Source organism: Actinosynnema sp. NPDC053489, assembly GCF_044544865.1.
In the GTDB taxonomy this organism is placed as follows: Bacteria; Actinomycetota; Actinomycetes; order Mycobacteriales; family Pseudonocardiaceae; genus Actinosynnema.
In genome coordinates this window covers 118,830-144,305 of the sequence record NZ_JBITXT010000007.1, presented here as the reverse complement: position 1 = coordinate 144,305, position 25,476 = coordinate 118,830, and the positions used below count along the sequence as shown (strand labels likewise).

18 protein-coding genes are annotated in these 25,476 nt (G+C 74.0%); 9 read left to right on the top strand and 9 right to left on the bottom strand.

The window, feature by feature from the left end; genetic code table 11:
• Nucleotide 1 precedes the first annotated feature (1 nt).
• Nucleotides 2-973, top strand: a complete 972-nt coding sequence (locus ACIGNX_RS17905; protein ID WP_396541310.1) for a squalene cyclase — start codon at nucleotides 2-4, stop codon at nucleotides 971-973.
• Nucleotides 974-976: 3 nt separating this feature from the next.
• Here the strand turns inward: ACIGNX_RS17905 and ACIGNX_RS17900 are convergent, their stop codons facing one another.
• Both ACIGNX_RS17900 and ACIGNX_RS17895 read right to left on the bottom strand, forming a co-directional pair.
• Nucleotides 977-3,580, bottom strand: coding sequence for an ABC transporter substrate-binding protein (locus tag ACIGNX_RS17900; RefSeq protein WP_396541308.1), 2,604 nt, complete (start codon nucleotides 3,578-3,580; stop codon nucleotides 977-979).
• A gap of 80 nt (nucleotides 3,581-3,660) precedes the next feature.
• A complete protein-coding gene (locus ACIGNX_RS17895) occupies nucleotides 3,661-3,930 on the bottom strand; it encodes a hypothetical protein (RefSeq protein ID WP_396541306.1) in 270 nt (89 codons plus the stop codon).
• A gap of 120 nt (nucleotides 3,931-4,050) precedes the next feature.
• Between ACIGNX_RS17895 and ACIGNX_RS17890 the strand changes: the two genes are divergently transcribed.
• Entirely contained in the window at nucleotides 4,051-4,698 is a 648-nt protein-coding gene (locus ACIGNX_RS17890) for a dienelactone hydrolase family protein (protein ID WP_396541304.1), read from the top strand.
• 115 nt (nucleotides 4,699-4,813) lie between these two features.
• Nucleotides 4,814-6,013, top strand: coding sequence for a cysteine desulfurase-like protein (locus ACIGNX_RS17885; RefSeq protein WP_396541302.1), 1,200 nt, complete (start codon nucleotides 4,814-4,816; stop codon nucleotides 6,011-6,013).
• On the opposite strand, the gene ACIGNX_RS17880 is transcribed toward ACIGNX_RS17885, so the two are convergent.
• Nucleotides 6,010-6,627: an acetoacetate decarboxylase family protein gene (locus ACIGNX_RS17880; RefSeq protein ID WP_396541300.1), complete on the bottom strand. Its 618-nt coding sequence runs from the start codon at nucleotides 6,625-6,627 to the stop codon at nucleotides 6,010-6,012. The genes ACIGNX_RS17885 and ACIGNX_RS17880 overlap by 4 nt on opposite strands.
• Nucleotides 6,628-6,780: 153 nt before the next feature.
• Here ACIGNX_RS17880 and ACIGNX_RS17875 point away from each other — a divergent pair, with 153 nt between their 5' ends.
• Nucleotides 6,781-8,865 (top strand): acyltransferase family protein, encoded by a 2,085-nt coding sequence (locus ACIGNX_RS17875; RefSeq protein WP_396541298.1) that lies wholly within the window; start codon nucleotides 6,781-6,783, stop codon nucleotides 8,863-8,865.
• A 1-nt stretch (nucleotide 8,866) separates the two neighbouring features.
• Here ACIGNX_RS17875 and ACIGNX_RS17870 read toward each other — a convergent pair whose 3' ends face one another.
• Complete coding sequence (locus tag ACIGNX_RS17870; RefSeq protein WP_396541296.1) at nucleotides 8,867-12,613, bottom strand: DEAD/DEAH box helicase; 3,747 nt, start codon at nucleotides 12,611-12,613, stop codon at nucleotides 8,867-8,869.
• A 209-nt stretch (nucleotides 12,614-12,822) separates the two neighbouring features.
• Nucleotides 12,823-12,978, bottom strand: coding sequence for a hypothetical protein (locus ACIGNX_RS17865; RefSeq protein ID WP_396541294.1), 156 nt, complete (start codon nucleotides 12,976-12,978; stop codon nucleotides 12,823-12,825).
• A gap of 47 nt (nucleotides 12,979-13,025) precedes the next feature.
• Here ACIGNX_RS17865 and ACIGNX_RS17860 point away from each other — a divergent pair, with 47 nt between their 5' ends.
• Together ACIGNX_RS17860 and ACIGNX_RS17855 are read left to right on the top strand one after the other, a co-directional pair.
• On the top strand, nucleotides 13,026-13,532 hold the full coding sequence (locus tag ACIGNX_RS17860; protein ID WP_396541292.1) for a DinB family protein: 507 nt from the start codon (nucleotides 13,026-13,028) through the stop codon (nucleotides 13,530-13,532).
• Between the two features lie 57 nt (nucleotides 13,533-13,589).
• Nucleotides 13,590-15,671 carry an ATP-binding protein gene (locus tag ACIGNX_RS17855; RefSeq protein WP_396541290.1) on the top strand — a complete coding sequence of 694 codons (2,082 nt, stop codon included), beginning with the start codon at nucleotides 13,590-13,592 and terminating at the stop codon, nucleotides 15,669-15,671.
• Here the strand turns inward: ACIGNX_RS17855 and ACIGNX_RS17850 are convergent, their stop codons facing one another.
• The gene (locus ACIGNX_RS17850) at nucleotides 15,672-18,023 is read right to left on the bottom strand and encodes an HAD-IC family P-type ATPase (protein WP_396541288.1); all 2,352 of its coding nucleotides are present in this window, start codon (nucleotides 18,021-18,023) and stop codon (nucleotides 15,672-15,674) included.
• 618 nt (nucleotides 18,024-18,641) lie between these two features.
• Between ACIGNX_RS17850 and ACIGNX_RS17845 the strand changes: the two genes are divergently transcribed.
• Both ACIGNX_RS17845 and ACIGNX_RS17840 read left to right on the top strand, forming a co-directional pair.
• Nucleotides 18,642-20,975, top strand: a complete 2,334-nt coding sequence (locus ACIGNX_RS17845; protein WP_396541286.1) for a phosphoketolase — start codon at nucleotides 18,642-18,644, stop codon at nucleotides 20,973-20,975.
• 1 nt (nucleotide 20,976) lies between these two features.
• Nucleotides 20,977-22,050: an acetate/propionate family kinase gene (locus ACIGNX_RS17840; protein WP_396541284.1), complete on the top strand. Its 1,074-nt coding sequence runs from the start codon at nucleotides 20,977-20,979 to the stop codon at nucleotides 22,048-22,050.
• A 154-nt stretch (nucleotides 22,051-22,204) separates the two neighbouring features.
• Here ACIGNX_RS17840 and ACIGNX_RS17835 read toward each other — a convergent pair whose 3' ends face one another.
• The 3 genes from ACIGNX_RS17835 to ACIGNX_RS17825 form a co-directional block, all read right to left on the bottom strand.
• Nucleotides 22,205-22,612, bottom strand: coding sequence for a hypothetical protein (locus ACIGNX_RS17835; protein ID WP_396541282.1), 408 nt, complete (start codon nucleotides 22,610-22,612; stop codon nucleotides 22,205-22,207).
• A gap of 516 nt (nucleotides 22,613-23,128) precedes the next feature.
• Entirely contained in the window at nucleotides 23,129-24,097 is a 969-nt protein-coding gene (locus ACIGNX_RS17830) for a pirin family protein (protein ID WP_396541280.1), read from the bottom strand.
• 32 nt (nucleotides 24,098-24,129) lie between these two features.
• Entirely contained in the window at nucleotides 24,130-24,960 is an 831-nt protein-coding gene (locus ACIGNX_RS17825; protein WP_396541278.1) for a peptidoglycan-binding protein, read from the bottom strand.
• A 244-nt stretch (nucleotides 24,961-25,204) separates the two neighbouring features.
• On the opposite strand from ACIGNX_RS17825, the gene ACIGNX_RS17820 reads away from it, so the two are divergent.
• Nucleotides 25,205-25,468, top strand: a complete 264-nt coding sequence (locus ACIGNX_RS17820) for a hypothetical protein (RefSeq protein WP_396541276.1) — start codon at nucleotides 25,205-25,207, stop codon at nucleotides 25,466-25,468.
• The last annotated feature ends 8 nt before the right edge of the window (nucleotides 25,469-25,476 follow it).

Here is a 25,476-nt window from a genome sequence, read left to right as displayed (position 1 = left end):
CATGACGAGCAAGGACACCTGGCTGCTCGACTCCGACCCGGCGCTGCGCTGGCAGGTCGAGCGCGACCTGCTCCGCGAACCGCCCGAGGTGTGGGAGGCGACCCGCGCCCGGATCGCCACCGAGGGCTTCGGCGCACGCCTGCTCGCGCTCCAGGACCCGGACGGGCGGTGGGCCGGCGGCGCGTACTTCCCCGCGGGCTTCGACTTCCACGGCCCCGAGGCGGCCGAGGGCGCGGGCCAGCCGTGGACGGCGACGACGTGGACGCTGAACACGTTGCGCGAGTGGGGCATGGACCCGACCGTGCTGCGCGAGCGCCGCACGGCCGAGCTGCTCGACCGGGACTGCCGCTGGGAGTACGACGACCTGCCGTACTGGGGCGGCGAGGTCGACTGCTGCATCAACGCGTGGACCGTCCAGAACGGCCTGTGGCTCGGCGCGGACATCGCCGGCATCGTGGACTGGTTCGTCGAGCACCGCCTGCCCGACGGCGGCTGGAACTGCGAGTGGGTCGAGGGCTCCACCAGGTCGTCGTTCCACTCGACCCTCAACTCCCTCAAGGGCCTCCTCGACCACGAGATCGCGACCGGCGGCACCGGCGCCACCCGCGCCGCCCGCCGCGCGGGGGAGGAGTACCTGCTGGCGCGCGGCCTGTTCCGGCGGCTGTCCACCGGCGAACCGGTCGCGTACTGGGTGGACCGCTTCGCCTACCCGTTCCGCTGGTTCTACAACGTGCTCAACGCCGCCGAGTACTTCCGCAACGCCACCCGGCTGGACGGCGTCCCACCGGACCCGCGCATGGCCGACGCGATCGAGCTGATCCGCGCCGCCCGCCGGCCCGACGGCACCTGGCTCCAGGCCCGCAGGCACCCCGGGCGCGTGTGGTTCGAGGTCGACGTCCCCGCGGGCGAGCCGTCGAAGTGGCTGACCCTCTACGCCACGAGGGTCCTCGACTGGTGGGACGCCCGCGCCTAGGCGTCAGGCGAACACCACCAGGTACGTGGCCAGCACCGCGAGCAGGTAGGCGGGGTAACCCACCCGCGCCGCGCGCGCCAGCCGCCGTTCCCCGTCGTCGTCGCGCACCGACGCCAACCGCTTGCGCAGCATGGCGACCAGCACGCAGCCCACCGCCAGCAGGATGAACGCGTAGTAGCCCCACTCCAACGCCACCGTGTAGCTGACCGACGGGAGCTGCGAGGTGACGTTGTTCAGCAGCACGGCCGTGCTGAGGATCGCCGTGACGCCCATCGACACCGGGGCCGCGCTCTCCGAGCCCTTGAAGAACAACGACAGGTAGGTCACGCAGATCAGCAGCACCAGCGGCAGGAGGTTCTTCAGCAGGAACGGCAACGTGTCCCGCACGATCTCCACGTCGCCCTCGTACTGGCTGTAGTAGATGCCCGCCGCGGTGCCGACCGCCGAACCGTCACCCAGCGCGTCGCTGCTGCCGACCGTCCGCTGCGCGAACCGCGCGGAGGTGGCCAGCCAGTTCGGGATGTCGTTGATCGACGCCTCCGCGTCCGCGCCGCTGCGCAGGTGGTGCTCCGGCGGCTGGTCCAGGATCTCCTTGTCCGTCACGTACACCACCTCGTCGGCGGTCCGCGCCCGGTTCTGCAGCACCACCTTCAGGTGCTGGTGGTCGAACGGGAAGCTGCGGAACTCGAAGCCGTTCTTGAACCGGTCGGCCACCCGGTACAGCCGGTAGGTGGCCCCGTCGCGGACCACGTCCCGCAGCGGCTCGCCCAGCTTGAGGTCCGGCTTGACGGCGTTGACGAACTGCACGTCCGCCGCCGAGTCCGGGCCGGTGTACTTCAACCACAGGAAGAAGTCCACGAAGTACGTGCCGTCGCGGGTGTCGAGGTCGCGCACCTCGTTCAGGTTGATGCCCGTGGCCACGACCTGGCGGCGGGTCAGGTACCGGTCGCCGATCGCGATCACCGTGCCGTCGGCCAGCCCGGCCGCGAGCGCCCGCGGCGACGGCGGCTCGTAGGTCGTCAACTGCACCGGCGCGGACACCAGCCGCGAACCGTCGCTGGTCACGAACGACACCGGCATCTGCGCCGAACCGGTCGGCGTGAAGTACAGCGGGCCCAGCAGCGCCGGGAACGCGTTCTTCTTGTCCTTCAAGGAGGCCAACCCGTCCCGCAACCGCTTGCGGTCGTCGGCGATCGACGCCGGGTCGAGCCGGGTGCCGTTGGTGGTCACGACGTGCAGGCCGACGTTGAGCGCCTGCCGCGCGGTGGCGGCGTGCCAGCGGGGGTGCTCGCCGTACCGGCGCCGGAAGTCCTCCGCCCACGCCAGCGCCTGGCCGGACAGCGAGTCGTGCGCCATCGGCGTCGCCAGGTGCAGGTCGCGCGTGGCACCGCCCAGGGCGTCGTGGAACGACTCGGTGCCCAGGGCGGCCGTGCCCAGGATCGGCGCGGTCAGGCCCGCCGCGCGCAGGCCCCGCACCAGCGGGACGCCGGTGCGGTCCTCCGCGGCCAGCAGCACCGGCACGCCCAGCGGCGCCACCCGGTCGACGGCCGCTCGCGGGTCGCCCGTGACGGGCACGGTGGTGACGACCTCGCCGAACCCCCGGAACGAGTCGGCGAACGCGGCCTGCGCCGAGCGGCCCGAGTCGTTGTCGTCGTAGACGACCGCGACCTTGGTGAGGCCGAGGACGCGGGAGGCGTAGGCGGCCAGGAAGTCGCCCTGCGTGCGGTCGCCGAACGTGCTGCGGAAGTACCAGTCGCTGCTGTCGGTGACGGCCGACCCGCTCGCCGACGGCGTGATGGCCGGGATGTTCGCGGCGCGGTAGACCGGCGCGGCGGCGAGGGAGGTGGCGGTGACGCCGTGCCCGATCACGTAGAGCACCTTGTTCTCGCGGGCGATCCGCTCGGCGATCCCCCGCGCCCGGTCGGGTTGGTCGGCGTCGTCGTAGACCCGCAGTTCGACGGGGTGGCCGTTGATGCCGCCGTCGGCGTTGACGTCGTCCACGCGCATCCGCACGCCGCGTTCGAGGGCGGTGGCGGCGGCCGGGTCGCGCCCCGTCAGGCCGGCGACGAGGGCGATGTGGACCGGGGGTTGCGTGGCCCGGCCCGTGGTCGTCCACACGCCGAAGGAGGCGAGGGCGATCAGCGCCACCACGCCTGCCGCGACCAGTGGCCGGTGCGCGCGGTGGCGGCGTGCCGGGTTGGTCGCGGTGCCCGGGGTAGTGGTGCTTGTGGTCGCGGTGTCCGGGGTCGCGGTGTCCGGGGTCGCGGTGTCCGGGGTGTCGGGTCGTGGCGGTTCGATCACGTCCCGCGCTTCGGGCGGGGGAGCGGGGGTGAGGTGGCGCAGGGCGCGTCGGGCGCGCCGCGTGCCCGGGTCGGCCTTGACCGCGTAGGCGCGGTCGAGGCAGAACAGCCGCTCGGCGTCGTCGGTCACGAGTTCGGCGAGCCAGCGCCAGGCCGGTTCGTAGCCGGCGTCGTCGGCGAGGGCGACGCCGAGCAGCGCGCGTGCCGTTCGCGGGTCCTCGGCGCGGAGGGCGATGGCCCGGTGCGTGAGGGTGACCGCCGTGTCGGGCTTGGCGGGGATTTCCGGCCTCGGGGGCGTCTCGGACACGCTCGGAGGCTAGGGAGGGTGGCGTTTCCCCGACCGAGAATCCCTCGACCGTGCAAAGTCCGCCTGATCAGGTGGTGGAGTTACTCCTCGAAGTCACGGAACTCGTCCCCGGGCCCGCTGTCGTCCTCGATGTGCATGGCGGCGTCCTCGGGGCCGAGCAGGTGGCCGGGCCCGGCGATGTCGGCGACGGGATCGGGCTCGTCGTCGGTGAAGTCACCGTGATCACCCGGCACGGTGAACTGCATCCCCGCGTTGCCCCCGACCGCCCCGCCGCGCACCGCCCCCCGACCGGGCTCGAACCCCTCCTGCTGCTCGGACACCGGCCCGCCGTCACCGCGTTCCCGCTCCATCACCCACTCCTCACCGCCCGCTCGGCGCGCCGCCGCCGAAGCACACCGACGGGTTACCCGTGCCCCCCATCCGGGACACGACCCGTTTCCCCCCGACCGGGCGCGAGAACCCCCGGTGGCATGACCACGAGCGGCACGACGGCGGTGTCGGTCGACGTCGGGGGCGTGGACCTGGCCGCGGACCTGGGCGTCCCACACGACCCGGCCGGCGTGGTCGTCTTCGCGCACGGCTCGGGCAGCTCGCGGCACAGCCCGCGCAACCGCGCCGTCGCGGGGTCGCTGCGGCGCGACGGCTTCGCGACGCTCCTGCTCGACCTGCTGACCGAGCGCGAGGAGCGCGAGGACCGCGCCGGCGGCCGGTTGCGGTTCGACATCGGGCTGTTGGCGGAGCGGGTGGCGGCGTCGGTCGAGTGGGTGTCGCGGGCACCGGCGACGCGCGGGCTGCCGATCGGGCTGTTCGGGGCGAGCACGGGCGCGGCGGCGGCGCTGGTGGCGGCGGCCGGGACGCACCTGGTGCGGGCGGTCGTGTCACGGGGCGGGCGGCCGGACCTGGCGGGGCGCGCGTTGGCCCGGGTGCAGGCCCCGACGCTGCTCGTGGTCGGCGGTCGGGACGCGGAGGTGCTGGAGCTGAACCGGGCGGCGGCGCGGCGGTTGCCGGCGTTGTGGCACGTGGAGGTGGTCGAGGGGGCGACCCACCTGTTCGAGGAGCCGGGGGCGCTGGAGGAGGTCGCGCGGTTGGCCGGGGCGTGGTTCCGCGACTTCCTCTGATCATCGGAGCTGGGCGCACCCTTCCGCAGGTTGTGCGGTGGTTGGACCACCGACAGGACGGGAAGGTGATCCGCGCCACTGGAGTCCGGTGTGGAGGAGCGACCAGAGTGGTGGCATGACCTTCGACGTCGAGTCAGTCCGCGCCCGCTTCCCGTCCCTGGCCACCGGCACCGCCCACTTCGACGGCCCGGGCGGCTCGCAGGTGCCCGCCGCCGTCGCGGACGCCGTGCGCGACGCGATGACCTCGTCCCTGGCCAACCGGGGCGTGGTGACCGCCGCCGAACGCGCGGCCGACGCGATCGTGCTGGACGCCCGGCGCGCGATGGCCGACCTGCTCGGCGCGCCGCCCGGGGGCGTGGTGTTCGGGCGCAGCGCGACGCAGCTGACCTACGACTTCGCGCGCACGCTGGCGCGCACCTGGCGGCCCGGTGACGAGGTGGTCGTCACCAGGCTGGACCACGACGCGAACGTGCGGCCGTGGGTGCAGGCCGCCGAGGCGGTGGGCGCGGTCGTGCGGTGGGTCGGGTTCGACCCGGCGACCGGCGAGCTGGACGACGTGGCCGACGCGCTGTCGGAGCGGACCCGCCTGGTGGCCGTCACGGCGGCGTCGAACCTGATCGGCACGCGCCCGCCGGTGTCGGCGATCGCCGACGCCGCGCACGAACGCGGCGCGCTGGTCTACGTGGACGGCGTCCACCTGACCGCGCACCACCCGGTGGACGTGGCGGCGCTCGGGGCGGACTTCTTCGCCTGCTCACCGTACAAGTTCTTCGGACCGCACTGCGGTGTGCTGGCCGGGCGGCCGGAGGTGCTGGCGGACCTGCGGCCGGACAAGCTGCTGCCTTCGTCCGACGCCGTGCCCGAGCGGTTCGAGCTGGGCACGCTGCCGTACGAACTGCTGGCCGGCTGCACGGCGGCGGTGGACTTCATCGCCGACCTGGTGCCGGGGACGGGGACGCGGCGCGAGCGGGTCGAGGCGTCCCTGACGGCGGTGGGCGAGCACGAGGACCGGCTGCGGGAGGAGGTCGAGGCCGGCCTGGCGCGGCTGCCCGGGGTGGTCGTGTGGTCGCGGGCACGGCTGCGGACGCCGACCGTGCTGCTGACGTTCGCCGAGCGCTCGGCGGCGGACGCGTACCGGTACCTGGCCGGGCTGGGCGTGAACGCGCCGGCCGGCTCGTTCTACGCGATCGAGACGTCCCGGTGGCTCGGGCTCGGCGACGCGGGCGGCCTGCGGGTCGGGCTCGCGCCGTACTCGACCGACGAGGAGGTGCGGCGGCTGCTCGACGGGCTGGCGGCGTTCCTGCGGTCGGCCTAGGGCCTGCGGCGCGGTCCGAACCGCAGGCGGAAGCGGTCGACGGCGACGCCGAGCAGCGGCCGGTGGGGCAGCAACCACGCCAGCGGGCCGGCCGGGTCGACGTCCCAGGTGGCACGGACGGGTGACACCCGGGCGGTGGCGCGCAGGGGTGTGCGGGCCACGCCGTCACCGCCACCGCCGTCGAACGCCTGGAACGTCGAGGTCGCCACCGGCAGCCGTACGCCGAACCGGGGCGACCGCGCCCGCACCGCCGCGATCGGACCGCGCTCGTCGCGGGCGGACGCGACCAGGCCGGCGCCCCACTCGAACCGGGCCGACTCCTTGGGGATGCCCCACAGCTCGCGGCCGCCGGCGCGCGAGGCGGCGCTGTCCACCCAGATCCGCGCGATCGACACGCCGAGCCGCGCGCCCCGCCGCACGAGCACCGCGGCCAGCACCTCGTGGTAGGCCAGGCCCGGAGGCCGGTAGTCGACGAACGCCGTGCCGACCACGGCCCGCCCGAACACCGTCACGGGTCGAGCGGGCAGCGCCGGCAGTGCCGCCGCCGGCACCGACCACACCGAGACGCACCCCCGTCCGCGCAGGTGCCAGGGTTCCGGCGGGTAGTCGACCATCGCGAGCACCTCCACCCTGTGGCTGTCGGTGACCATTGTCGTCCGGGACGTCGAGCGACGGGGGTCGCCACGTGAGGCGGGGTTCCCGCGCGGCCCATCGGGTACTGTGCCGCGCCAACACCCTGTAGTCGCAACAGCCCGAGTGAGGTACGCGTGAACACGATCGTGGAAGAGCGCGTGCCCACCCGCCCCCGAAGACCGGCGGCGTTCCGCACCGACATCCAGTCCCTGCGCGCCGTCGCGGTGCTGGCCGTGGTGGTCAACCACCTCTGGCCCGGCGGCCTCACCGGCGGTTACGTCGGCGTCGACGTCTTCTTCGTCATCTCGGGCTTCCTCATCAGCTCCCACCTCGACCGGGAGATCACCGACACCGGCCGCGTCCGCCTCGGCCGCTTCTACGCCCGCCGCGTCCGCCGGCTGCTGCCCGCCGCGTTCCTGGTGCTCGGCGTCAGCGTGGTCGCCGCCTACCTCCTGCTGCCGTACCCGCGCTGGGAGGCGACCGCCACCGAGGCGGTCGCCGCCGCCCTGTACTGGGAGAACTGGCTGCTCGCGGCGAAGTCGGTCGACTACTCGGCGGTCAACGCGGCGGCCAGCCCCGTCCAGCACTACTGGTCGCTGTCGGTGGAGGAGCAGTTCTACCTCGTCTGGCCGCTGCTGCTGGTGCTGCTGGTCAAGGTGCGGCGACGCCGGGCGCAGGTCGTCGGCGTCGCCCTGGTCGGCCTGGCCTCGCTGGCGTTCAGCGCCCACTACACGCAGGTGGAGCCGAGCCAGGCGTACTTCGTCACGCCCGGCCGCGTCTGGGAGTTCGCCCTGGGGGCGCTCGTCGCGCTGACCGGGTTCGGCCTGCCCCGGAGGGTCGCCGGCGCGGCCTCGGCGGTCGGGTTCGCGATGATCCTCGGGTCGGCGTTCCTCTACGACCACTCGACGCCGTTCCCCGGCTACGCGGCCCTGGTGCCCACCCTCGGCACGGCGCTGGTCATCGCGGCCGGGCAGCGCCCCGGCCGGCAGTGGCACGCGCCGGTGACCGCGTCGCGGCCGGTGCAGTTCCTCGGCGACATCAGCTACTCCCTGTACCTGTGGCACTGGCCGCTGGTCGTCGTCGCGCCCTTCGCGTTCGGCGCGCTGGGCGTCGGCCGGACGACCACGCCGCACCTCCTCGTCGTGCTCGCGGTGTCGGTCGGGCTGGCGCACCTGTCCAAGGTGCTGGTCGAGGACCGGGGCATCGCGCTCCGGCTCGGGACCGGGCGCACGTTCGCCGCGATGGCGGTGGGGCTGGTCCTCGTCACGGCCGCCGCGGGCGGGCTGGGCTGGACCTACGCCCGGCACGTCGCCCAGGGCGAGCGCGACGCCGAAGCGGCCGCCCGGCGCCTCGCGGACGAGCGGGCGAGCGCCTGCGCCGGCGCGCGGGCGATGATCCCGGGCAACGACTGCGCCGACCCGTTCGGCCCGGCCGAGGTCGTGCACATGGGGCCGGCCAACGAGTACTTCAAGGCACCGCCCGGGTGCGTCGCCGCCGAGGGCTCGGACGAGGTGTCGGTGTGCGACTACAGCGGGGGAGCGGCCTCCCCGCGCGTGGTCTGGCTCGTCGGCGACTCGCACGCCCAGCAGTGGCAGCCGCCCGTGGCCGACCTGGCCCGCGCGCGGGGCTGGGTGCTCAAGTTCGCCTACCTCGGCGGGTGCCCCTTCGCGGACGTGCGGTTCGTCGGCTACCGCGGCACCGCGACCGACGAGGTCAGGCGCGAGTGCGCCGACTGGTCCGCGCGGCTGACCGACGTGATCGCGCGGGACCGGCCGTCGGTGGTGCTGACCTCGTTCTACGCGCGCAGGGAAGTCGTGGACGACGGCAGCGGCCGGTCCCAGACCGAGCAGTACCGCGACGGCCTCGAACCGCGCTGGAAGCGGCTGACCGACGCCGGGGCGCGCGTGGTCGTGCTCGGCGACCCGCCGCTGAACGGCGAGGTGCGCGACCACCAGTGCGTGGCGCTCAACCCCCGCGACCCGGCGGCGTGCGCGGTCGACCGGGCCGTGGCGCAGCCGGCGGACCCGTTGGCGGAGGTCGCCCGGACCAGCGGCAACCCGGACGTGTCGCTGGCCGACTTCACCGACTACTTCTGCGACGAGCGCAAGTGCCACGGCGTGGTCGGCAACGTCGCCGTGTACTACGACCCCGACCACCTCAACGCCGCGTTCAGCCGCACCCTCGCGCCGATGGTGGAGGAGGCGCTGGACGGGGAGTAGGTCACCGCCCGAGGCCGCGGCGCGTGCGGACCGGTGGTGGCGGGGTGTCGTCGGTCGTGGTGCCGAGGCTCGTGTAGGCGTCGAGCCACCCCGTGGCGCGGTAGTCGCCGCGCCGCGTGAACACGGCCACACCCGCCTCGGTCGAGTCGTCGTCCTCCACCGGTGGGTACGCGACGGTCGCGGTGGTCGACGGCGCGGTCCAGGCCCGACCCCGCCAGGCGACCGCGATCGCGGCCGGACCGCCCGTGACGGTCGCGTGGTCGGCGTGCGCGGTGACGGTGTGGTTGGTGGTCCGCTCGCGCAACAACGCGGTGTAGCCGGCGTGGTCGAGCACGCAGCCCGCGGGCGACCGCCCCGGCGGCCAGTCCGGCGCGCGCAGGCCGCGGGCCACCGCCGACCGCCACAGGCCCGGCACGACGTCCCGCAGGTGGGCGCGGGTCGCCATCTCCTCGCACATCCACAGCAGCCGACCCGCGCCGCGACCCGGCACGAGCGCCCGCCAGCGCACCCGGTGGTCCAGGTCGGCGGCCACCACGGCGATCCACGGGTGCACGGTGCCCAGCACGCCCTGGGCCGCCAGCCACGCGAGGAACCGCGGTGCCTGCTCGTACACCGGGTGCAGCGTGGTGATCGGGATGCCACCCGCCACCCGCCGCCTGGCCGAGCCGAACAGGTGCGGCGACCGCGCGGCCAGCAGCAGCGCCGCCCAGGCCAGGTCGCCGGGCGCGGTCGTCGCCTGCGAACCCAGGCCCTTGACCGACGTCGTGTTCGTGATCTGCGACGTCCTGCCACCCGCCTTGATCACCGTCGCCACCGCCGGCCGCACCGGCTCCGGCACCGGGATGCCCGCCAGGTCGCGCACCGCCACCGACAGCACCAGGCTCAGCGCGTTCTCCGCCTCCTCCGGGTCGTGCGGCACGGGCAGCAGGCCGAGCGTGCGGCGCAACCGGTGACCGGTGTGCGTGGACACCATCATCCGCGCGGTCAACCGGCCCAGCTCGGTGATCGCGAGCCGACCGCCGGTCGACGTCAGGTGCCCCTCGTCCACCAGGAAGTCCACGGCCTCCTGCACCGGCTCCAGGTCGTCGTCGCCCTGCGCGTGCGCCAACGTCTCCACCCACCACGCCTGCGCGTCGTCCACCGTGCCGATGCGGCCCTGCAGCACCTCGGCCAGCACGTGGTCGGGCAGCGAGTCCCGGATGCGGGAGTAGACCGAGTACCCGGCCACCAGCCGCGTCTGCCAGTCGGCGCGCTGCGTCTCGTCGACGACCAGGTACGACCAGCCCTCCGCCTCGCCCGCGCCGATGCGCCCCGCCCGGCCGAACATCTGCAGCACGGTGGAGGTGTCGATCGGCTCGCCGCCGATCGACACGTCCCGGACGACCACCGCCCGGGCCGGCAGGTTCACGCCCGCCGCGACCGTGGACGTGGCCACCAGGACGTCGGCCTCGCGGGCGCGGAAGGCCCGTTCGGCGGCGTGCTTGTGCTCGTAGTCCGCGTAGTGCAGGCGCACGCCGACCTCCGCGCACACCTTCGTGAGGCCGTCGACGTCGTCGGGCGCGACGGTGTGCACCGGCGCGCCCCGGTCGGCGGCGATGGCCATCGCGGTCGAGCGGACGTTGCGCTTGGAGCCGCAGAACACCAGCACGCTGCCGCCCTCCGCGGTGTGGCGGTGGGTCAGGTCCAGCACGACCTGCTCGCGCAGCCGGTTGTTCGCGGTGAAGCCCGAGGCGGCCGGGATCGTCGGCAACTGCCACGTCACCTTCGACGGCCGCCACGTCGTGGCGACGAGTTCGGCCTCCAGCCACTCGGCGACCTCGGCGGCGTTGGACACCGTCGCCGACAGCCCGACGATGCGCACCGGCGAGTCCGCGCCCCGGACCCGGGCCAGGAGGGCTTCCAGCAGCGCGCCGCGGTTGGGGCTGCCGAGCAGGTGGATCTCGTCCACGACCAGGCAGCCGACCTCGCCGAGCGCCGCCTGCAGGGAGCTGGCGCGGCAGATGGCCTCGAACTTCTCCGTGGTGGCGACCCAGAGGTCGGCCGCCTTCACGGCCTCGACGTCGACCGCGTACTCGCCGGACAGGCGTTCGACGCGCAGGCCCTCGTCGCGCCAGGTCTCGAGTTCCCGGTCCAGCTCGTCGGTGAGGGAGCGCTGGGGGACGAGCCAGGCGGCCTTGCGACCCTCGTGCAGGATGGCCTTGAGGACGGCGAGCATGCCCATCGCCGTCTTGCCCGCGCCGGTCGGGGCGGTGATCAGGACGTGGGAGTCGCCGTCCACCAGGTGGGGTGCGGCCTGGGCCTGGGCGGGGTTGAGGACGGGGAAGGGCAGGAACCGGGACCAGTCCGGCGGCACCAGGTCGGTGACCGGGACGGGGTCGGGGGTGGTGTGGTCCGCGGGTGGCGGTTCGTGCAGGTCCCAGAGCATCTCGAAGGCGAGCCGGGCGGCCCGGGCGCCCTCGCCGGCCACCGACTCGCAGCGTTCGGGGACCACGCCGCCGACTTCGGAGAGCCAGGCGGTGGCGGTGGTCGCGGAGATCTCCTCCTGCTCGAGCCAGTGGGAGAGGGAGCGGTGGGGGACGTCGGCGGCGGTCAAGCGGTCGCGGAGGGCGTCGAACTCGGGCGAATCGGGCAGGACGACCCGAACGTCGGTGCCGGGCGGCGCGGCGGGCGGCTGGAACCCGGGGTCGACCGTCTTGCACCACCACACCGGTCGTGCGTCGAGCGCCGCCAACGCCGGCGGCAACACGGGAACCACCGCCTCGCGTGCCGCGGGTGCGCCCTCGGAGCCGCTGAGGATGGACCTGATGCGCGCGGCCATGGCGACCGTCGACACCCGTCGCGCGGGCTTGCGCGCGGTGTCGGTGGTGCCGGTGCCGGTGTCGGTGGTGGCGGTGCCGGTGGTGGCGGTATCGGCAGTGTCGGTGGGCGATTCGGTGTCGGTGGGGGAGGTTGGGTCGAGGTCGGTCGAGGGGGTGTGACCTGCGTCTTCAGGCTCGGCCACTGGCTCCGGCTCCGCCGCGCGTCCCGGGTCCGCCGTGCGTCCCGAAGCCGTCGCGCGTCCCGGATTCGCTGCCCGTCGTGAGCCTGCTGCCCGTCCCGATCTCGCCGGCCGTCCGGGACCTGCTCCCGCCGCCTGGTCCGAACCTGCCGCCTGGTCCGAACCCGCCACGCGGCCCGGCTCCGCGTCCGGCCGTGCCGGCGAGCCCGACCCGGGGTTGCGTGCCGTCCCGCCCGTCCGCCGCGCACCCCGGCGCGGCGACCCGTCGCCCGGCTCCAGCGCCAGGTCGAGGCTCGGCTCGGCGGACGCCGGTGGGCGGACGGCGCGCGCGTTCCGGGCCAGGGCTTCCAGCTGGGCGTCCTCCGCCAGGCGGCGGCTGACGGCTTCCGGGCGCAGGTCGCCCAGCACGGACCGCTGCGCGAGCTTCAGCTCCCGCAGCGTGAACGTCGCCGGGCACGCGGGGCAGGCGACGGCGGCCTGGAGCTGGTGCCTGCCGCGGTCCGGGTGGGCGCGGTAGAGGCCGTGGAGCTCGCCCTCGCAGGTCGGGCAGCGGCGGTCGACGGGGACTGGCGAGAGCTGCCAGCCCGGCTCCGCGTAGCGGGCGATCGCGGGCGCCGGGCGGACGCCCCACCTGGCCTCCACGACACCGGCCACCGACGTGTCGACACCGGCCACCGACGTGTCCGCGCCTGCTGCCGACCTGTCGACGCCGGTCGCCGACTCGTCCACGGCGGGCGGCACCTGCTCCACTCGTCGCCTCCCGTCCCGACCGCGGTCATCGGCTCGTGCCGCCGCCTCCGCGGCACCGGCCCGGCACGCGCGTCCGCCGGCGGCCGACACGTGATGCTATGCCGAACCCCGTCCGCTCGGCCGGTGCGGTGACGGAGTGGGGCTGGTCGGCGCTCGGTCAATCCAACCGATGTACGAGAACAGTGTTTCCGTACATCTCCGGCCCATGATCACCCGATCGTGTCCAGGCGGCACTTCCTGCCCTCCGCCGCCAACGACCCCTTCGCCGTCACGACCACCCCGTGGCCCGCCGTCACGACCAGCGCCGCACCAGCCGGTGACGACGGCACGACGTCGGCCGGCGAACCGCTGCCGCAGCGGGGCACGAGCGGGTCCGCGGGATCGACCTCGGCTCGCCGGGGAGGATGGACCGGTGACCACCGAACGCATCGGTCCGCCCCTGCGCGCGGGCGAACGGGAGACGCTGCGCGCGTTTCTCGACTACCACCGCGCGACCCTGGCCCTGAAGTGCGACGGCCTGTCCACCGAGGAGCTGCGCCGCCGCTCCGTCCCGCCGTCGGCGCTGAGCCTCCTGGGCCTGGTCCGGCACCTGGCGGAGGTGGAGCGGACCTGGTTCCGGCGCGTGATCAACCACGAGGACGTCCCGCTGGTGTGGTCGCCCGACGGTGACTACCAGGTCGCCTACGACGCCTCCACCGCGACCAGGTCGGAGGCGTTCGAGGCGTGGCGGGAGGAGGTCGAGCACTCCCGCCGCATCGAGCGCGAGGCGGAGTCGCTCGACGTCACCGGCCACCACGCGCCATGGGGCGAGGACGTGTCGCTGCGCCTGGTCATGCTCCACCTGATCCACGAGTACGCCCGGCACAACGGCCACGCCGACCTGCTGCGCGAGGCCGTGGACGGAACGGTCGGGGCCTGACACCGCTGTCCGCAGGACTGCGGTGCGCTGCGGCCTGCGGTGGAGGTGGATGGACGGGTGGACGCGCAGCACCCGAACGTCATCTCCGGTGAGGTCGGCGGGTGGGCGTTGCAGGCGGGCGCGGTGCACGGCGGCATCCACCTGCACCACCTGCCACGACAACGGCCCGTACCGCGGCAGCTTCCGCCCGACACCGCGCGGTTCACCGGTCGGGACGACGAGCTGGCCTGGCTGGACGAACATGCCGGCGCGCCCGTACTGATCACCGGCACGGCGGGGGTGGGCAAGACGGCACTGGCCGTTCGCTGGGGGCACCGCCGTCGCGACCGGTTCCCCGACGGGCAGTTGCACGTGGACATGCGCGGCTACTCGCCACGCGGCCCGCTCACGGTCGGGCAGGTGCTGGAGGGCTTCCTGCACGCGCTCGCCGTCGACCCCGGGCTCGTGCCCGTCGACACGGAGGCCAAGGCCGCGCTGTACCGGTCGGTGACCGACGGCCGCAGGCTGCTCGTGCTGGTGGACAACGTCTCCGACGCCGACCAGGTCCGCCCGCTGCTCGCCGCGTCGGACACCGTCACCGTGGTCGTCACGAGCCGCAACCGCCTGCCCGGGCTGGTTTCGCGGGACGGCGTCGCCCGGCTCGGCCTGGACGTGCTCCCGCCCGACGAGGCGATCGACCTGCTGCGTGCCGCCGCCGGTGGTGACCGGGTGGACGCCGACCTGACGGCGGCCGCCCGTCTCGCCGAGCAGTGCGCGCGCCTGCCGCTCGCGCTGCGGATCGCCGCCGAGCACTGCGCCGACACGCCGTTCACCACGCTCGCGGACCTCACCGAGGACCTCGCCGCCGAGCAGGACCGCCTCGACGTCCTGTCTTCCGGCGACGACCCCAGCGCGGCCGTGCGCGCGGTGCTGTCCTGGTCGTACCGGGCGCTGCCGCCGGACACCGCCGCCGCGTTCCGCGCGTTCGGCCTGCACCCGACGTCCGAGGCGTCGCTCGACGCGGTGGCCGTGCTCGTGGACGCGCCGAAGGCGATCGCCCGCCGCTTGGTCGACGGCCTGGTCACGGCCCACCTGGTGGAGCAGATCGCCCGCGACCGCTACCGCCTGCACGACCTGCTGCGCGCCTACGCCGTGGAACGCGCCAGGGACGAGCAGCCGCCAGAAGAACGCGCGGCGGCCGTGCGCAGGGTGCTCGCCTGGTACCTGCGCACCGCCGACGCGGCCGACCGGGTGCTGCTGCCGCTGTACCGGCGCAGGCCGTTGTCCGTCGAGGGCGCCGAGCCGCCGGCGTTCACCGATCGCGCGGCCGCGATGCGGTGGTGCGAGGTCGAGCGGGTGAACCTGGTCGGTGCCACCCGGACAGCGGCCGAGGCCGGGCACCACGACCTCGCCGGCAGGTTCCCGTCCGCGTTGTGGAGCTTCTTCGACCTGCGCAAGCACTGGGCCGACTGGTTCGCCGTGTTCCGGATCGGTCTGACCAGCGCGCGCTACACCGGCGACCGGCACGCCGAGGCCTACATCCTGACCTGGCTCGGCGTGGCGTTCAGCGACACCGGTGGCTACGACCGGGCGATCGACCACTACGAAGAAGCGATGGCGGTCAGCCGGGAGATCGGTGACCACTGGGCCGAGGCGGGGGCGTTGGCGAACCTCGCGACCGTCTACCGGAGCCTCGCGCGCTTCGACGAGGCGCTCGACTGCCTGCACCGGTCGTTGGCGATCCGGCACGGCAAGGGGGACCACCGGGGCGAGGCCATCACGCTGAACCGGCTCGGTTCGGTCTACCGGGATCTGGGGCAGCTCGACAAGTCACTCGACCACCTGCACCGGTCGCTGGAGCTGCGCAGGAACATCGGCGATCGGCACGGCGAGGGGTTCGCCCTGCTCAGCCTGGCGGCGACGTACCAGGAGCTGGAGCGCCTGGACACCGCGGTCGAGCTGTACGGGCAGGCAGTCGACCTGCACCGCGAGGTCGGCAACCTGTCCGGTGAGGCGCGGGCGCTGGACTGCCTCGGGCGGTTGCTGCACCGGACCGGGGACACGGCGGCCGCGAAGGTCGTGTGGGAGCAGTCGTTGGCGATCTACGAGGGCATCGGCAGCCGCGAGGCGAAGCCGGTGCGCGACCGGTTGCTCGGCTGATCAACCCTCGTGCGCCCGCACCAGCCGGGCGGCCAGCTCCACCAGCCCCGCGGCCACCGCGCCGACCACCAGGCCCACCAGCAGCCGTTGCGGCGTCACGTCCAGCAGGAACACGCCCTCGCCCAGCACCGGCACGGCCAGCACCACGGCGGCCGCCGCCGCCAGACCCGCCAGCAGCGCCACCTTCCACCCGGTGAACGGCCGGGCCAGCAGGGACAACGTCCACAGCGACGCCACCAGCACCACGACCGCCGCCGCGGTCTGCCCGCCCTCCCGGCCGCCCGCCCCGTCCAGCGAGCGGCCCAGCAGGTCGCCGCCGAACGCGGCCAGTCCGATCACCACGCCGGTCGGCACGGCGAACCGCAGCACGCGCCCCAGGAAACCCGGCACGTAGCGCCGCCGGTTCGGGCCCAGCGCCAGCACGAAACCCGGGATGCCGATCGTCAACGCCGAGATCATCGTGAGCTGGATCGGCTCCAGCGGGTAGGCCAGGCCGCTCACCAGCACGACCAGCGCCAGCACCAGCGAGTACACGTTCTTCACCAGGAACAGGTTCGCCGCGCGCTCGATGTTGGCGATCACCCGCCTGCCCTCCGCCACCACGTCGGGCAGGTGCGCGAACCGGCTGTCCAGCAGCACGAGCTGCGCCACCGCCCTGGTCGCGGCGGCCCCGTTGCCCATCGCCACGCCGATGTCGGCGTCCTTCAACGCCATCGCGTCGTTGACACCGTCGCCGGTCATCGCGACCACGTGCCCGCGCCGCTGCAGCGCCCCCACGATGGCCCGCTTCTGCTGCGGCGTCACCCTCCCGTACACCGCCGAGGTCTCCAGCACCTCGGCCAGCTCGTCGGGGTCCTCCGGCAGCGAGCGGGCGTCCACCGCCTCGTCCGCCGACGAGATGCCGGGCACGCCGACGGCCACCGCGACCGCGCCGACCGTGCGCGGGTTGTCGCCCGAGATCACCCGCAGGGTCACGCCCTGCTCGGCGAAGTACCGCAACGTGTCGGCCGCGTCGTCGCGGATGCGCTCGGCGAGCACGACCAGCGCGCGCCCGGTCAGGTCGGCCGGCAGCGACGTGCCGTCACCCGCGGCGGGGGCCGAGGCGAGGACCAGCACGCGCTTGCCGTCCGCCGCGATGCCGGCGGCCCGCTCGGGCAGCGGACCACCGTCGGGGAACACCATCTCGGGCGCGCCCAGCACCCACGTGCCGTGGCCGTCGGTGTCCACCGAGGACCACTTGCGGCTCGACGAGAACGGCACGCCGCCCGTGCGCCGCCAGCCGGTGGAGGTGAACTCCTCGGCCAGCGCGGCGGCGGTCGCGTTGGCGTCCGGCGCGGACGCCAGCAGCGCGAGGGCCTGCCGGACGTCGTCGGCACCGTCGGGACCGTCGGCGGCGACGAGCGAGTCGAAGACGATGTCGCCGTGCGTGAGCGTGCCCGTCTTGTCGAGGCACACCACGTCGACCCGGGCCAGCACCTCCACGGCGGGCAGCTCCTGCGCCAGTGTCTGCTTCCGGGCCAGCGCCACCGCGGCCACCATGAACGCCAGGCTGGTCAGCAGCACGAGCCCCTCGGGCACCATGCCGACCAGCGCCGCCACCGCGCCGGTCATCGCGTCCTGCCAGCCGTGGGTGTCGGGGCTGCGCCACTGGCTCCACAGCAGCAGCGGGCCGACCACCAGCATCATCAGCGAAATCCAGCGCAGCAGCCGGTTCGTGCCGGTGACCAGCTCCGACCGCACCACGGTGAACCGGCGGGCCTCGGCGGTGAGCCGGGACGCGTAGGACTGCGCGCCCACCGCCGTGGCCTGGAACCGGCCCGACCCCGCCACCACGATCGACCCCGACCGCACCTCGTCGCCCGCGGCCTTGTGCACCGGGTCGGACTCGCCGGTCAGCAGCGACTCGTCCACCTCCAGCCCGTCGGCGGCGGTGAGCGCCCCGTCGGCCACGACCTGGTCACCGGTGCGCAGCTCGACCAGGTCGTCGGCCACCACGTCGGCGACGTCGACCTCGGACGCCGCGCCCTCCCGGATCACCCTGGCGCGGGGCGCGTTGAGCACGGCGAGCCGGTCGAGGGTGCGCTTGGCGCGCACCTCCTGGAACACCCCGATCGCCGTGTTGGCCAGCACCACCAACCCGAACAGGCCGTTCTGCCAGCGACCGGTGGCCGCGATGACCAGGAACAACGCGGTCAGCAGGCCGTTGAACGGCGTGACGACGTTCGCCCGGACGATCTGCCCGACGCCGCGGCTGGTCCCGGACCGGACGGCGTTGGTCCGCCCCTCCTCGACCCGTCGCGCGACCTCCGCGGCGCTCAGCCCGACCGCCCGCACGTCGGTGACCTCGGACATCGGCACCTCCCACGCGACCGGCACCCATCCTCGCCCGAGGCGCGGCGGCGCGCCCGTCCGGACGCGCGGGCCAGACGGTGGCGGGCCAGACGGTGGCGGGCCAGACGGTGAGCAGCGCCTTGACGGCCCGCCGCCCGTCCACGGCGCGGTAGCCCTCGGCGGCCCGCTCCGGCGGCAGCGCGAGGTCGGACACCTCGCCGGGGTCGATGCGGCGGTCGCAGATCAGGTCGGCCGGCTCGGGCGGTTAACGGCGCACCGGCGCGGGACCGCCGTGCGGGTGGGCGTGGGAGCGGCTCATCGCGATGATCCGCTCCGCGTCGGGTGTGCCGGGGGGCGACGAGGGTGCCGGCGGCACGCGCAGGTACCGCCCTCCTCACGGGCGGAACCGCCCACCGGTACGGGCCGCGGCGCCGGTTCACGCGATCCGGGAACGCGGTGTCACCCGGTCGTGGTCCGCGGCGGGGCGGGTCGGTCGGTGCCCGGACACCACCGCCGGTGGTGGGCGGGGGAGTCCCCGCCGAGAGGTGTACCCGCGGGGCACCCAACCGCCATCGGCGAGCCCGCGGGGTGGCCGCCGTTCGAGTTTCGGCACCCGGTGATCACGGCTAGCGTCGGGCCATGCCCACGACCGAGCGGACCGCGGCCGACCTCGACCTGCTGGACGCCTACTGGCGTGCGGCCAACTACCTCTCGGTCGGGCAGATCTACCTGCTCGACAACCCGCTGCTGCGCGAACCCCTCCTGCCCGAGCACGTGAAACCGCGGCTGCTCGGCCACTGGGGCACGACACCGGGCCTCAACCTGCTCTACGCGCACACCAACCGGGTGATCAAGGAGCGCGACCTGAACGCCCTCTTCGTCACCGGACCGGGTCACGGCGGGCCGGGGCTGGTCGCCAACGCCTACCTGGAGGGCACCTACAGCGAGGTGTACTCGGGCATCGGGCAGGACGAGGACGGCCTGCGCGCGTTGTTCCGGCAGTTCTCCTTCCCGGGCGGCATCCCGAGCCACGTCGCGCCGGAGACGCCCGGCTCGATCCACGAGGGCGGCGAGCTGGGCTACGCCCTCGTGCACGCCTACGGCGCGGTGTTCGACAACCCGGACCTGCTCGCGCTGTGCGTGGTGGGCGACGGCGAGGCGGAGACCGGGCCGCTGGCCGCGAGCTGGCACTCCAACAAATTCCTCGACCCGACCCGCGACGGCGTGGTGCTGCCCGTGCTGCACCTCAACGGCTACAAGATCGCCAACCCCACGGTCCTGGCGCGCATCCCGGACGACGAGCTGGCCTCGTTGATGCGCGGCTACGGCCACACGCCCCACTTCGTCGTCGGCGACGAGCCGAAGGCCGTGCACGAGCAGCTCGCGGCCACCCTGGACCGGGTGCTGGACGACATCGCCGAGATGAAGTCGGCCAAGGGCCGCCCGCCGTGGCCGATGATCGTGCTGCGCACCCCGAAGGGCTGGACCGGCCCGCGCGAGGTCGACGGCCTGCCGGTCGAGGGCACGTTCCGCGCCCACCAGGTGCCGCTGGCCGCCACCCGCACCGACGCGGACCACCGCGCCCGGCTGGAGGAGTGGCTGCGCGGCTACCGGCCCGAGGAGCTGTTCGACGCCGACGGCCGCCTGGTGCCGGAGCTGCGGGCGCTGCCGCCGACCGGGGACCGGCGGATGAGCGCCAACCCGCACACGAACGGCGGACGGCTGCTGCGCGACCTGCGCATGCCCGACTTCCGCGAGCACGCCGTGGCCGTGGACCGGCCCGCCGTGGGCAGCAGCGAGGCGACCAAGGTGCTCGGCGGGTTCCTGCGGGAGGTCCTGCGCCGCAACCCCGACAACTTCCTCGTCCTGGGCCCGGACGAGGTCGCCTCCAACCGGTTGTCGGCGTTGTTCGAGGTGACGGGCCGCAAGTGGCAGGCCGAGACGGTGCCGGGCGACGAGCACCTCGCCCCGGACGGCCGGGTGCTGGAGGTGCTCTCGGAGCACCTGTGCCAGGGCTGGCTGGAGGGCTACCTGCTCACCGGCAGGCACGGCATGTTCACCAGCTACGAGGCCTTCATCCACATCGTCGACTCGATGCTCAACCAGCACGCCAAGTGGCTGAAGACCACGCGCGCGATCCCGTGGCGCGCGCCGCTGGCCTCGCTGAACTACCTGCTGTCGTCGCACGTGTGGCGGCAGGACCACAACGGGTTCAGCCACCAGGACCCGGGGTTCCTCGACCACGTGGTGAACAAGAAGGCCGAGATCGTCCGCGTGTACCTGCCGCCGGACACCAACACGCTGCTGTCGGTGGCCGACCACTGCCTGCGCAGCAGGCACTACGTGAACGTCATCGTGGCGGGCAAGCAGCCCGCGCTGACCTACCTGGACATGCCGGAGGCGATCGCGCACTGCACCCGCGGCCTGGGCATCTGGGACTGGGCGGGCACCACCGAGGGCGAGCCGGACGTGGTGCTGGCGTGCGCGGGGGACATCCCGACGCTGGAGACGCTGGCCGCCGCCAAGCTGCTGCGCGAGCACCTGCCGGAGCTGAAGGTGCGCGTGGTCAACGTGGTCGACCTCATGCGCCTGCAACCGGACACCGAGCACCCGCACGGCCTGTCCGACCGCGACTTCGACGCGCTGTTCACCGTCGACAAGCCGGTGATCTTCGCGTTCCACGGCTACCCGTGGCTCATCCACCGCCTCACCTACCGCCGCGCCAACCACGCCAACCTGCACGTGCGCGGCTACAAGGAGGAGGGCACGACCACCACCCCGTTCGACATGGTGATGCTCAACGACCTCGACCGGTTCCACCTCGTCATGGACGTCATCGACCGGGTGCCCGCGCTGGGCGGCGCGTCGGCGTCGTTGCGGCAGCGGATGGCGGACGCGCGCCTCGCCGCGCGCCAGTACACCCGCGAGCACGGCGAGGACGACCCGGCGATCGCCGGGTGGACGTGGGCCTGACGTGCGGGTCCTCGTGGTCAACGCGGGCTCGTCCAGCCTGAAGCTGCGCCTGCTGGACGCCGACGACCGGGTCGAGCGCACCGCCGACGTGGAACCCGACGCGGGGCGGCTCGGCGACGTGCTGGCCGACTGGCCGACCCCGGACGCCGTCGGGCACCGCGTCGTGCACGGCGGCACGCGGTTCACCGAGCCGGTGGTGCTGGACGACCTGGTGCGGCAGGCGCTGGCCGACCTGACGGCGCTCGCGCCGCTGCACCAGCCGAAGTCCCTGGCGGGGCTGGACGCGGTGCAGCGGCTGCTGCCCGACGTCCCGGCGGTCGCCTGCTTCGACACCGCCTTCCACACCACGATCCCCGCCGCCGCGGCCACCTACGCCGTGCCCAAGCGGTGGCGGGACCGGTACGCGATCCGCCGCTACGGCTTCCACGGCCTGTCCCACGCCTACTGCGCGCGGCGGGCCGCCGAGCTGGTCTCGCCCGGCCCGCGGCTCGTCGTCACCTGCCACCTGGGCGCGGGCGCGTCGCTGGCGGCGGTCGCTGACGGCCGGGCCGTGGACACCACCATGGGCTTCACCCCGCTGGAGGGACTGGTGATGGCGACCAGGTCGGGCACCGTGGACCCGGGCCTGGTGCTGTGGCTGGAGGAGCACGAGCGGCTGTCGCCGCACGAGGTCGCCACCGCGCTGGAGCGGGAGTCCGGGCTCACCGCCCTCGCCGGCACCGGTGACCTGCGCGAGATCGACGCGGCGGCCGCGAAGGGCGACCCGGACGCCGTGCTGGCGCTGGACGTCTACACCCACCGGTTGGTCGCCGGCGTCGCCGCGATGGCCGCCGCGCTGGGCGGGCTGGACGCGCTGGCGTTCACCGGCGGCGTCGGGGAGAACTCGGCCTCGGTGCGCCGCCGTGCCGCCGAGCGGTTGGCGTTCCTCGGGGTGGAAGTCGACCCGGACCGCAACGAGCACGTGGCCGGCGACACCGACGTCACCGGTCGGGGCGCGCGGGTCCGCACCCTCGTCGTCACCGCCCGCGAAGACCTGGAAATCGCCCGCGGCACGCGTGCCGCCCTGCGCGCCTGACCGTTCCCGCCGGTGCTGGTCCGGGCACGCCGAAAGGCTCCGCGTGCCACCCCTCGGTGTGGGGTGGCACGCGGAGCCGGGCACCTTTCGTTTTGTGACTCGGGTGCGGTTCGGGCTCGTCGGGAACGACCCGGGTGAAACCTCTCGCCAGGTGTCAGAGCACGTCGACGAAGATCTTCGAGACGTCGATGTCGTCGATGATGTCGGCGTTGTTCAGGGCGTCCACGACGGCCTGCTTGAAGACCAGGTTGTCCTCGACGTTCACGTCGTCGATGACGTCCTTGATGGTGACCTCGACCGCGTCCAGCTCGGCGCCGTTCAGCACCTTGACGGTGTTGCCGCTGGCCACGTCGCCGATCGTGATGACGGAGTCGTGCAGGTCGATCGGGAACTGCACGGTGGTGTTGATGGTGCACACGACGACGTTGACCAGGCCCGTCGGGTCGGAGTTGATGCACGACGCGTCGGGAACGGTGGTGGCCTGCGCGGCGGAGGAGCCACCGAACACCATCGCGCCGGTCATGGCGGCCAGCGCGACACCCGAGGCAAGACGCTTCAACACGAGGTCTCCTTGGTAATGGAATCCTGCTCGATTTCGCCGGGATCGGCGATGCACAAATGAAAGCAGAACCGCACCGCATTCCGCACCCACCTCGTCGCCGCATCGGACGATCAGTTGGCCCTGAATTGCTCCGAACGTCCGAGGGTGCGAAAGGCGAAGAATTGGGGACAAATAAGTTCAGCTTCACGGATCGTGCAGGGGATTGCCCCGGGCGGGTGGTTGTCGCCCGGTTAAACACCGAGTTTCCCGAATGTTGCTCACCTCGGCCCGCAAGCGGGTGTGAGGGCCGCTCGGAGAAGCTGGGAGCGATTCCGGGGCGATGCTCCGGCAGGGTGGCCCCCGGGCTTTCAAACGTGCCGTTGCGGCGAATTCGGGGGAAGTCCGATGGGTGAGAAGGTGGTGTTCTGCGTCACACCGACGTGGAATGTCGGGATGGCCGATCCGGCTGTAGTCCGATCGGCCTCAACGGGGGGCGAACCGCTGGGCGGGACCGGACCGGAGAGGTGGAGGGCGGGGTCAGGCGGGCGGGTTGCCCCGCGGGCGCAGTCGGCCGCCGGGCAGGGGCGGCGCGGGCAGGCGTGCGCCGGGGTAGCCCTCGACCCGACCGAACCGCTCGGACCCCGCCTGCCACTGGTCGCGGAACCGGGCGATCTCCTCGTGGCTGCGGCCGACGAAGTTCCACCACATGACCAGGTCCTCGCCCAGCGGTTCGCCGCCCAGCAGGACCGCGCGCGCCGGGGTGTCGCCGGTGTTGGCCAGGCCCAGCGACGTCGCGCCCGCGCCGAGGTAGCCGAGCGCGCCGGGGGCGAGCGCCGTGCCGGCCAGCTCCACCTCGCCGACGTCGACCAGCACGCCGTGCTCGAACGACGGGTCCACGTCCAGCGCGAGCCGCGCGCCCGGTTCGAGCACCACCTCCGCGCCCAGCAGCGGCGTGAACGTGGTGACCGGGGACGTCCGGCCGGCCGCCGAGCCCAGGAACACCCGGACCGTCGCGCCGGGCAGCTCCACCGCCTCGGGCACGTGGTGCTGGAAGTCGCGCGGCGCGTCCCGGTGGGCGTCGGGCAGCGCGATCCACAGCTGCACGCCGTGCAGCACGGTCGTGCCGGGCGTGGACACCTCGGAGTGGCAGATCCCGTGGCCTGCCGTCATCAGGTTCAGCTCGCCCGGCCGCACCAGCGCGTGCACGCCCAGGCTGTCGCGGTGCTCGATCTCGCCGCTGAACAGCCAGCTCGCCGTCTGGAGCCCGGTGTGCGGGTGCGGCGCGACGTCCATGCCGCCGGTGACCGAGACGTCGTCGGGGCCGTAGTGGTCGGCGAAGCACCACGCCCCGACCATCGACCGCGACCGCTGGGGCAACGTCCGCCGCACCGTCATCGCCCGAGGCCCGCCCAGGGGGACGTCCCGCGGCTGGAGCACCTCGACCACCGCCGGTCCGGACGCGCTCTCGCAGACCAGCTCGGCCGGCTGGGCCTCCACGTTGCTCATCGCGACCTCGTCGGGGCGGTCATCACCCCATCCTAGAGGCGCTGGTACTCCTCCCACGTCAGCTTGGGCGTCACCACCGGGCCGTCGTCCGCGCCCCGGTCGGCCAGGCCGTTGAAGCCGAGGTAGTAGTCGCCCGCCTGGTGCTGGGCCCCGGTGGACAGGTCCGGGTCGCCCAGCGCGATGGCGTGGATGTGGTAGTCGAAGCCCTGGGCGGGCGTGCGCACCCAGGCCGCGAAGCCGACCTGCCGCAGGACGCGCGCCACGGTCGTGCGGGTGGCCGCGGTCATGCCCGACACCGAGACGTCCAGCGCGCCGCCGCCGTCGTGGGTGCCCGCCGAACCGGGCACGCCACCCGGGTTGTACGAGCCCTGGGTGATGCCCAGCGACCGGCCGAGCAGCCGTTCGGCCTCGACCAGCATGGCCTTCGTGCGGGTGTTCATCGACGCGCTGCGGTAGGTCACCCGGCTGCCCGCGGACACCACGCGCGTCACCGCGTAGGTCGTCTCGCCCAGCAGCCGCAACGACGTCGGGCCGGGCAGGCCGGAGGCGTCCAGGCCGGTGTAGCCGAGCGAGCGCTGGTAGGCCGCGTAGGCGTCGACCGTGCGGGTGCCGAAGTGGCCGTCGACGTAGGTGGCGGCGAGCAGGCCCCGGTCGGCGAGCGCCCGTTCCACCAGCCGGACGCTCTCGCCGCTGCCCGGCGTGATCGCCGAATCGGCCCTGCGCGGGTCGATCTGGGCGGCCTTGAGCACCGCTTCCATGTCGACCGCGGGCAGCGCGACCGCCACCGGTCGGGCCGCGGCGGGCGTGCCCAGCCCGACCAGCGCGAGGACCGCGCCGGCGACGGCGACTCCGACGTTGACCACGTCCACCTCCGGTCGACCCGATGGGACCGGCGCCAGTCAAGCGCGGGTTGGTGGAGGTTGGCAAGGCTCGGGTTCGGTTGGTTGGGGTTTCACCTACCCGGTCGCGGGGCGCCGACGTGCCGTAGAGTCCTCCTGGAGCGGCCGAGCTGTCCGCTGACCGGGACCGGGCGCACCGACTCGCCCGTTCACACCCATCCACCCCCGCGGGCCGCGTTGCCCTGCGGTAGGGGAGGCATGATTTTCCATGACGCACACCGAAGCAGGCCGGACGGGGACGGCGGTGGGGTTCGCCGACGCGCGCGCCGCCGCGAACCGGGTCGAGGCCGTCCGGCGCGACCAGGCCGCCCGCACCGTGGCCGGCAACGCCGTGGACGCCGACGACTGCCGCGAGCTGCTGTCGATGCTGGGCCTGGCACCCGCCGGGGAGGCGGGCCGGGAGCTGCTGGTGCCGCCGCCGTGGTCCGCGTCGCGAGTAGACGGTGCCCCCGGGGCGCGGTGGAGCGACTAACTCGTCCG

Coding starts and splice junctions, on each gene's coding strand:
- ACIGNX_RS17845 (WP_396541286.1), top strand. CDS start 18,642: ATGCCCACGACCGAGCGGACCGCGGCCGACCTCGACCTGCTGGACGCC.
- ACIGNX_RS17895 (WP_396541306.1), bottom strand. CDS start 3,930: ATGGAGCGGGAACGCGGTGACGGCGGGCCGGTGTCCGAGCAGCAGGAG.
- ACIGNX_RS17830 (WP_396541280.1), bottom strand. CDS start 24,097: ATGAGCAACGTGGAGGCCCAGCCGGCCGAGCTGGTCTGCGAGAGCGCG.
- ACIGNX_RS17885 (WP_396541302.1), top strand. CDS start 4,814: ATGACCTTCGACGTCGAGTCAGTCCGCGCCCGCTTCCCGTCCCTGGCC.
- ACIGNX_RS17905 (WP_396541310.1), top strand. CDS start 2: ATGACGAGCAAGGACACCTGGCTGCTCGACTCCGACCCGGCGCTGCGC.
- ACIGNX_RS17880 (WP_396541300.1), bottom strand. CDS start 6,627: ATGGTCGACTACCCGCCGGAACCCTGGCACCTGCGCGGACGGGGGTGC.
- ACIGNX_RS17820 (WP_396541276.1), top strand. CDS start 25,205: ATGACGCACACCGAAGCAGGCCGGACGGGGACGGCGGTGGGGTTCGCC.
- ACIGNX_RS17890 (WP_396541304.1), top strand. CDS start 4,051: ATGACCACGAGCGGCACGACGGCGGTGTCGGTCGACGTCGGGGGCGTG.
- ACIGNX_RS17850 (WP_396541288.1), bottom strand. CDS start 18,023: ATGTCCGAGGTCACCGACGTGCGGGCGGTCGGGCTGAGCGCCGCGGAG.